Raw genomic sequence first — 8,800 nt, 5'->3', positions numbered from 1 at the left:
GTCTGGGGCATTCTGACCTGGATGGATGTCAATCCGAATGTCGATTACGTCTCGCTGTACGTTTCGGGACTGACCAACGCATTCCAGCAAGACGGCGAAGGCGATGACGCACCGTACCGTCGCAAAGCGTTGCAGTTGAATTTCTTTCGGCCCGGCGACGCGATGAATCAGACCGAAGACAAGATCCGATTCGGCATGCCTTCGTTCGACGACCCCGAAGAGCAAGCGTATATTTTGGACAAGTACAACATGTCCGAACCGCTCAACTATCGCTGGGTTTTTCGCTCGGTGAAGTGATCGGTTCGCTCGCGCAACCGTTCCCGCAACCCCTTGAGCACCTCGGCGTATTGAGATTGATTCGCCAGGTTGGTCGTTTCACCGGGGTCGTTGTGCATGTCGTAGAGCTCTTCGCTGTCGTCGTTGTAACGCATCATGTGCCAGCGGTCGGTGCGAATCGACGTTCCGTTTTGAAACGAGAGCGCTTCGGATTTGACGCTGGCGGTCGAGTCGGCAAGCACCGGCATCAGGCTCGTTCCCTCGGCGGCCGCTGCGACCGGTACACCGACCAAGTCACAGATCGTCGGGTACAGATCCACCAACTCGGCGAGCGAATCGGTTTGCCCGGATGGCATGCCCGGGGCGTCGATCAGCAACGGTATGCGAATCACTTCTTCGTGCAGGTTGCTTTTTTGCCAGAACCCATGCTCCCCGAGATGGTAACCGTGATCGCTGGTGAAGATCACGGCCGTCTGATCGCGGTGGGGTGAATCCTCAAGGGCGTCCAGGATTCGACCGACCTGATGATCCATGAAAGTCACGCTGGCGTAGTAGGCCGCCCACATGCGTTTCTGGTTGTCGGGATACTTTCCGATCGAGTTCTTCCGGTTGTTGGTCTTGGCGATCCCCAGTTTCGGAATGTCATCGGTGTCGTCGTGCCAGTTGGCCGGCATTTTGATGCGCTCAATGCCATACGGCTCAAAATACTCGCTCGGGGCAACCATCGGGTAATGCGGTCGCACCAACCCGACGGCGAGAAAGAACGGGCGCTCCGGCGACTGTTTCAACAGCTCAATCGCTTTGCTCGCCGATTTATAATCCGGTTGCTCGGTTCCATCGGCGTCGCCTTTGACCGAAACGAACATGCGGTGGGGCATTCGCGTCGATTGCCGATTCTACAAATCACGCGTCACGATGTTCAGATTCAAACACGCGTACTCACCCGGCGTGTGTGCCTCCGGTCCGGGCGACTTGAATCGCGCCGACCAACACTCCGGATGGTCCTGGCCGTCGGTCCCGGCGATGATGTCGCCCGGGACACGCATGTGAAAGATCTTGCCGACACGCGTGCTGCTGAATCCGTGTGTTTGTAAATGTTGTCCCAGCGAAACATTCTCTTTGTCGCGATAGCGGCCGAACATGAAAGAGATTCGCGACGGCAAACACCACGTGCCCTGACAGTAAGCGCGTTGGAAAACCATTCCGTTGCGGGCCAGGCGGTCCAGGTTGGGTGTCGCACAGACCTTGTCGCCATAGCACCCCAGCACACTCGCCTTGAGATCGTCCGCAACGATCATCACGACGTTTTTGATTTCACGCGGCAGCTGGGCGGCAGCGATGCCTGGCGCGAAAGTGAACGCGACAAGGCAAGCAAACAGCAATCTTTGGATCATCGTCGTGGTTGTTGCGGGGTGGAGCGATACAGATCGATCATCCCGCGATTGTAACCCAAGACGTGTCGGGCATGCTGTGCAAGCCGATCGTCATGCACGGCGCGACCGACAGCGTGTGTTCACCGGCTGGGCAGTTGAATCCCGCCGGTCGGACCGCCGGTGGGACTGCCGGGCATCGTCACAGGGGCCGGAACCGTGGACTTTAGAATCTTGATCCCGTCGCTTTCACCGGGTGTGATCAGCAATCGTTCCAGCTGGACGATATCCAGCGGCGGCGCGAAGATATAGCCTTGGGCGAGGTCACATCCCCACTGTTGCAGCAGATTCAATTGCTGAGCCGACTCGACGCCCTGGCAGACGATGTTTGCCATCAGGTGGTGCGCGAGTTGAACGATGGCTTGGGTGATGATCGCATGCCCGTGGTCGATGGTGATCGACGCGGTGAACGTGCGATCGATCTTCACGGTTTCGATCGGATAGTCGTGAAAGCAGGTTAGTGACGAGTTGCCTTTGCCAAAATCGTCGATGTGAATCCCGACACCGCTTTGGTGCAGATCCAACATCGTTTGAAGTGACCGTTCGTTGTGACGGGTGTCACCGTTTTCGGACATTTCCAGTTTCAACGACCACTTGAACCGCGTACGATCGATGATGGCTTGCAGTCGATCAATGAAAAAGGGATCGGCGAGCTGACGTCGCGAGATATTGACGCCCAGATAGACTTGCGGTCGCTGTGCATCCTCAAACGACGCCATCATGGCGCTGAATTCACGCATCGATCGTTCCAGCACCCATTCGCCGAAGTGGTTGATCAATCCGATCTCTTCGGCCACGGGCACAAATTCGCTCGGGGGCACGTATTCTCCATCGTCACCGCGCCAACGCGACAAGACTTCGACGCCTTGAATCTGGCAGGTTTTCAGATTCACGATCGGCTGGTATCGCAGTTCAAATTTTTCTTCCCGCAGTGCGACGCGAAGCTGTGCTTCCAACTCATGCCGGGCGACGACCGCATCGTGCATGGTTTGGTCGAACACCGCGATTTGGCCTTTGCCGGAGTTTTTGGCCTGATACATCGCCGTGTCGGCGTTGCGCAGGGCTTCGTGGCCGTCGGCCAGGGAGTCATCGATGAAGGCGACTCCCACACTGGTGCCGACGGTGACCAGTCGATCACCGAGCGAAAACGGTTCACAGATTCGCTGGACGATGCGGCGGGCGACCAGCAAGGCGTCATCGCGATGGGCCAACCGTTCCAGCAGCACGACGAACTCATCGCCCCCTAAGCGGATCGTTTCATCGCCGGCCGCATCGTTGCTGGTATCAACCGAATCGCTGCAGCGGGAGGCGGTATCGTGATCGCGGACGCATTCTTGAAGCCGGACGGCGACCTGATTGAGCAAGTCGTCACCGGCCTCGTGCCCGAGGCTGTCGTTGATGATTTTAAAGTTATCCAGATCGAGAAACAGCAGCGCGTCATGGGAGCGCCGTCGCGGTCCTTGATTGGCGAGAACTTGCTCCAGTTTTTCGATCAAGAACGGGCGGTTGGGCAGCGCGGTGAGCGCATCCCGATGCGCCATGTCTCTCAGTTCCGATTCCGCTTTACGGCGCCGATTCACTTCGCTCTTGAGCAGTTCCAGTTTCTCTTCCTGGCGGATCGAGAGTCGGTATTTCTCACTGAGCGCCAACGCCAATTGGCGGGCTTCGTCATGTTCAAACGGTTTGCGAAGCAGCAACAACTTGTCGCTATAGCCGAGGCAGCGAACGATGTCGTCCCAGGTGTGATCGCTGTAGGCGGTGCAGATCACGACTTGCAAATCGGAATCGATCCGCCACAGCCGACGGATGGTCGCCAATCCGTCCATTCCCCGGGGCATCCGCATGTCGACAAAGGCGACCGAAAATCGCTCTCCCGCGTCGACGGATTTCTGGACTTCATAGACGCCTTCTTCGCCACTGTAGGCGTGCGTCAGCGCAAAGACCGGTGCACTGGACGCCTGGCGTTCTTGCGGTTCGGAATCATCCAACAGGAACCGCGCTTCGAAATCATCCAATTCATGTTCACTGCGATGATCGCACTGAAAAATTCGCGCAAACGTTTCGTGAATCTGTGATTGGTCATCAATGATCAGAACGCGGCGTTCCGTTTCAAAGTCTGTCATCTATTCTCTCCGTGATTTCCCTTCATCGATGGCTGCCGGTCGATCCGGCGGCGGTACCGACCAGATCGGGGTCTTGGCTGGAATGCCCGGGGTCACTTTCGTCGGATGGTTTGACGACCGGCACTTCAAGAATGAAGGTAGCCCCCCGGTCGGGACCGTCGCTTTCGGCGTGAATGGCGCCACCGATTCGTTTCATTGCGATCGCGCAGAAATGCAACCCCAGTCCGCTTCCCGACTGGCGGGTCGTGAAGTGGGCATCAAAGACGCGGGCCAGGGTCGCTTCGTCCATCCCGCAACCGTTGTCGCGGAATCGAAGCTGGACGGTCGATTTGTTGCGGATCAGATCAATCGTGAGCGTCGGCTGGCGGTGACGAATGTCCTGTGTGGCGTTGCCGGCGTTGGTGATGATGTTGATCAGAATTTGCAGCAACAGCGATCGATCGGTCCAGATGTGAACCACATCCTCTCGCTTGAAGTCGACCGAGACGTTGTCCTTTTCCAACCGAGCCTGACTGCACCGGACCGCCTCGGCGATCACACCGTTGACATCCAGGTGGGCCCATTTGATCGGCTGGTTGGCATGCCGCCGCTGGTCACGAATCACTTGGTGAATGTGCTGGATGTTGTCATTGAGCGTTTGCAGCAGCGCAGCCAAATCGTCTTTGTCGTCTTCCAAGGTCGCGCTCAAACGCTGCAGATAATCCGGCGTCGCGCGTTGCAGGGCGACGTCGACGTCGTCTTGTCGCAACCGGGAGGCGAGCTTTTCGAGCGGTTCGATCCGCAGGCTTTCCACACGCCGCGTCGCGGTTTCGATCAGGCTGTTAACGTTCGTCAGCACATTCCCGACGTTGTGAATCACCGTGTCGGCCACCAGACTCATTCCCGCCGCGTGCGATGCGTCGGAAAGACGTCGCTGGGCGTCGCCCAATCGCGTCCGCATCCGATCGAAGGACTGGGCCAACTGGCCGATCTCGTCGTGACCGGCGACTCGCAAAACCGGCGCGCTGGTCGCTTCGGAAATGATCCCGGTGCGTGCAATCTGTTCGGTGTGCTCACGAATCCTTTCGATTCGCCCGATGACGATCCGCTGCAACAACAGCAACAACAGCAGCAGCGAAGCACACGCCCCGCACAGTGAAAGGTAGCGGGCAAAGGCGGTGGTCCGGTTGCTGCGACTGGTGACCTCACGTGGCAAATGGACGGTCAGTTCAGCCAACGGGTTGCCGGACGGGCTCAACAGCGGCCATTGGACACACAGCAGCGAACTGTCGGTCGGTTCTACCTCGATGGACTGTTTCAACGTTGCGTCGTGCGAAAGGGGGCGAACGGAAAACAGAACGCTGGTTCGTTGCTGAAGATCCGTCATCACCGCGTCACCGAACTGGCGGCCGACGACGTAGAAGGACGCCGGCGTCTGCCAATCCGCCTTTCCGCGGGTGTTTCGAAGCGACGATCCGTTGGTGTGATGGTGCAGTGGAACGGCGGCGAACAAGTACAACTGGCCGTCACTGCCGCGAGTCATGCCGCGAACCGTGTCCGCATCGTCCGAGCCGCTCGGTTCGTCTCGCTGAGCCGCAATCCGCTCCGCGATCCCCGGAAACACGAGGTCGGCCACGTCGGGCCGTGTTGATGGCGCCTGGTCGGCCGAGTCGGGCGGAGTCGTCGCCAGCCACGTCCAACGCCCGTCGGGACGGGTGATCGCAGCCCACTCGACGCGTTTGCCCTGCCCGAGCATCCCGAGTGGCAACGCGGTGGCAAGCTGTTCGGCAGGATCACCTCCGTTCTGTGCCCGCAGATGGAGATCGATTCGGATCGCGTCTTGGGCCGCCGTTTCGGAGAGGAATTCGACTTCGGTGTTGATCGCCGAGAGGACTCGATTGGTGTCCTTGAGTGCGGCGACGCGTTCCAGGTTGGCGAATTCCGGCGCGATGACTTTTTGGCGGACGATTTCATCGATGCTGACCACCACGCCCAACATCAGCGCGAGCGCCAAGACCAATTTGCTGCGCAGTGACTGTGAATGCTCGCTTTCAAATTGACTCGCAGAAAGCGTCGGGATCGAATCGTCTCGATCGCCCGACGTGCCGTCTCGTTCGGGTGAATCCCGCGCGGAGCGTTTGTTTTGTTTCGTCGCCGCGGTCTCGTCCGAACTCGCACCCGGTTCCCGACGCCCGTCATTGAGACGTCCAGGGGCTGGCTCGCCGGCGGCTTCACGGATTGTCTCACCGGCCCCATCCGAAGCGGCACCCGTTGAGGGCGCGTCGGCTGTGGGGGGATCGTGTGAGAAAGGTGATCGCGTCGACATGCGGTGGGTTCCTGGGGGCCGAAGACTCAGGCAACCCTAGGTTTCGCAATTTGAAACTGGCCCCGCACGATTCGACGAACCAGACCGGAGGGGAATAGCGGGGACCGATCCTGTCGACTGGACCGATCATGACGCTCGCCCGCCGAGCCGCATGCCTTCAGACGGCTCCGGTGAGAGCAGACAAGGCGGGGGGCTGAGAGCCCCTTACCGCGATTCGATGTCGAGCGATTCGAAGTAGCCTCGCGCGGCATGATGGAGATCCAATCCCTGCCATTCGGCGGCACGTTCTCTGGGGATCAGGTCGACGAACAGACGCGGAGATTGGTAGAGCAGTTCCAGCGTGGTTTGCACCAGGGCCGAGGGAGCATCCCGGCGGGTGACCAAGAAGGCGGTGGTGCCGACCGTCGCCAGCCCTCCCTCGGGGATGCCGGCGGTCGGGTAATCCGTTGGGTCGATCGTGATCGTCCGCAAGGTCGGGTGTTGCATGGAAATCGTGATGCCTTGCGGAATCGCAACCAACCGCCAGTCGCGCCGCAGCAATTGGGAAACCAGCTCACTGCCACGTCCGACACAGATCAGTGCGACATCGGGCGCGTCGGTTGATTGCAGCCGGTCCCAGGGGATGACTTCACGCGGCGTGACGTCGGCGGGAAGTTTCAGCGAGTCGAGAATCATGTCCGCGGCGCGGCGCGATCCGCTGCCGATCGGACCGACCGCGATGCGCTGTCCGGCCAGAAACTGCAAGCCGAAGGAATCTTGGTGTTCCAACAGTTCGGGGGCGCGGACAAGCAGATGCGCCGCTTCATAAAACAACGGTGCGATGACACACAGCTCGTCGCCGCTGATCGCCGAGGCCTGCATCGGTGCCAGCTGGACCTCTCGGGCGATCAACCGTTGGCGGTTGTCCAGCGAGCCGCCGCTGGCGACGACACGTGTCGCCACTCCGGCGGATTGTTCCAACCGATCGGCGAGCGCCTGCGAGACGCGATTGTAGGTGCCTTGATCCAGCCCGCCGGCGAGCGTCACCGATTGCGGCATCGCTTCGATATGGTGACTCCACAGCATCGCCCCGATGACAAACAGGAATGGCGACAGGGCCAACAGCAACAGCATCGCGGCTTGGAAACGGCGGTGTCCCGGTGAGGTCCGCACGATCTTGCGACCGATCAGGGCGCCGACCAAGGGGACGCCCGCCACCCAGTGCCACATTTTCAGCAACCGCCCGCGGGGCCGCGCCAGAATCGGCCGGCCCTCCATGAACGCATCCAGATCTTCGGCGAGGTCTCGGGCTGACTGATAGCGTTTGCGTGGTTCTTTTTCCAGACACTTGGCAACAATCGTCTCCAAATCCGTCGGCACGTTGCTGCGAAACGAACGCATCGCCGGCGGCGGCTCGTGCACGACCTGCATCAATGTCTCCACGACCGAGTCGCCGACCAGCGGTGGCCGCCCGGTGACACAGGCAAACAGAATCGCGCCGAGGGAATACACGTCACTTTGCCGCGTGGCACGATCACTGTGCCCGCCGGCCTGCTCGGGTGCCATGTAATTGGGCGTGCCGACAGCCGCCCCGCTGCCGGTCACGCTGCTGTCGGTGCTCAGATTCTTGGCCAAGCCAAAGTCGGTGATGTGAACCCGATCCTTTTGATCGATCAGAATGTTGGCGGGCTTCATGTCGCGATGCAGCAAGTCGTTCTGATGGGCATGTTCCAATGCCCGCGCCACGTCGCGAACGTATCTGGCGGCATCTTCGATCGGCAGCTCGCCGTCGTTGATCTTGCGTTGCAGATCGGTCCCTTCGATCAACGCCATCGAAAAGAAGTGATGGCCGGCTTCGTGACCGAATTGATAGACGGGCACGATTCCCGGATGGTGCAGCCGGGCGGCGGCCTGGGCTTCGGTGTAAAACCGCCGCACATCGTTCTCACAGGCCAACATGCCGCCGCGAATCATTTTGACCGCCACGGTTCGATTGAGCATGCGTTGGGTCGCCCGATACACCACGCCCATCCCACCGCGGCCGATCACCTCCAACAATTCATAGTCGCCGAGCGTGTACGGCAGCGTCGGTCCCGGATCCCCTTTGGGGCGATGTGCCTCGGGAAGGGTCGCGGCGGGGTCGTCGCCGGAATCGTCGGGGCCGGCGACCATCACATCGACGGTGTCCGCGGCGGCGGCGGCTTGAGCGACTTCGCCCGAGTCCGGGACGCTCGCCCCGGTGAAACGATGAATCGCGTCGGCCGCGTCCATCAAACTCTTCAGTTCCTCGGCCATCTCGGGAAACTGTGCCAAGAACTCTTCTCGCGAACCGACGGATCCTTCATCGCACGAACGCAGATAGGCTGCGAATGCTTCGTCGATCGGATCGTCGGCTTCGGACGGAACGGGCATGGAAACGTCAGCGGAAGAATCGGAGGAAGGGGTGGCGTCTTCGCATCGACCACCATCAGGGGCCGCAACGGAGGTGGCATGGGGCGCGCGTGCAATGCTACTTACTTTGGCGCCAAACGGGGGACTTTTGTTAGCGGCAAGCCGCGAGCCCTGCCGGTCTTTCAACGTCAAACCGGACGGCTCGCGCCGTTCCGCTAGCTCCTTCGGTATTTGTTAGCGGCAGGGCGCGAGCCCTCCGGTCTTTCAACGTCAAACCGGACGGCTCGCGCCGTTCC

General features: G+C 60.2%; 5 protein-coding genes and 1 pseudogene. 1 reads left to right on the top strand and 5 read right to left on the bottom strand.

From position 1 onward, the window contains the following. A pseudogene (locus tag ABX749_RS12485) lies at positions 1-297 on the top strand (hypothetical protein); the annotation flags it as partial. Here ABX749_RS12485 and ABX749_RS12480 read toward each other — a convergent pair. The 5 genes from ABX749_RS12480 to ABX749_RS12460 all read right to left on the bottom strand — a co-directional run bounded on the left by ABX749_RS12480 (position 267) and on the right by ABX749_RS12460 (position 8,525). Continuing rightward, positions 267-1,154 carry a sulfatase-like hydrolase/transferase gene (locus tag ABX749_RS12480; protein WP_372896277.1) on the bottom strand — a complete coding sequence of 296 codons (888 nt, stop codon included), beginning with the start codon at positions 1,152-1,154 and terminating at the stop codon, positions 267-269. The pseudogene ABX749_RS12485 and the gene ABX749_RS12480 sit on opposite strands and share 31 nt — an antisense overlap. A gap of 18 nt (positions 1,155-1,172) precedes the next feature. Next, positions 1,173-1,670, bottom strand: coding sequence for a sulfatase-like hydrolase/transferase (locus ABX749_RS12475; RefSeq protein ID WP_372896276.1), 498 nt, complete (start codon positions 1,668-1,670; stop codon positions 1,173-1,175). Between the two features lie 119 nt (positions 1,671-1,789). Further along, complete coding sequence (locus ABX749_RS12470; protein WP_372896275.1) at positions 1,790-3,829, bottom strand: putative bifunctional diguanylate cyclase/phosphodiesterase; 2,040 nt, start codon at positions 3,827-3,829, stop codon at positions 1,790-1,792. A gap of 22 nt (positions 3,830-3,851) precedes the next feature. Further along, a complete protein-coding gene (locus tag ABX749_RS12465; RefSeq protein ID WP_372896274.1) occupies positions 3,852-6,134 on the bottom strand; it encodes an ATP-binding protein in 2,283 nt (760 codons plus the stop codon). A 204-nt stretch (positions 6,135-6,338) separates the two neighbouring features. Continuing rightward, complete coding sequence (locus ABX749_RS12460; RefSeq protein ID WP_372896273.1) at positions 6,339-8,525, bottom strand: serine/threonine-protein kinase; 2,187 nt, start codon at positions 8,523-8,525, stop codon at positions 6,339-6,341. Between the last annotated feature and the right edge of the window lie 275 nt (positions 8,526-8,800).

This window comes from Stieleria sp., assembly GCF_041595215.1.
GTDB lineage: Bacteria > Planctomycetota > Planctomycetia > Pirellulales > Pirellulaceae > Stieleria > Stieleria magnilauensis.
Note: the sequence above shows the minus strand (reverse complement) of the source record. Positions and strands in the feature narration are given on the sequence as shown.

Excerpts from the sequence above, each read along its gene's own strand:
- ABX749_RS12480 (WP_372896277.1), bottom strand. The coding sequence starts at position 1,154 with ATGCCCCACCGCATGTTCGTTTCGGTCAAAGGCGACGCCGATGGAACC.
- ABX749_RS12475 (WP_372896276.1), bottom strand. The coding sequence starts at position 1,670 with ATGATCCAAAGATTGCTGTTTGCTTGCCTTGTCGCGTTCACTTTCGCG.
- ABX749_RS12470 (WP_372896275.1), bottom strand. The coding sequence starts at position 3,829 with ATGACAGACTTTGAAACGGAACGCCGCGTTCTGATCATTGATGACCAA.
- ABX749_RS12465 (WP_372896274.1), bottom strand. The coding sequence starts at position 6,134 with ATGTCGACGCGATCACCTTTCTCACACGATCCCCCCACAGCCGACGCG.
- ABX749_RS12460 (WP_372896273.1), bottom strand. The coding sequence starts at position 8,525 with ATGCCCGTTCCGTCCGAAGCCGACGATCCGATCGACGAAGCATTCGCA.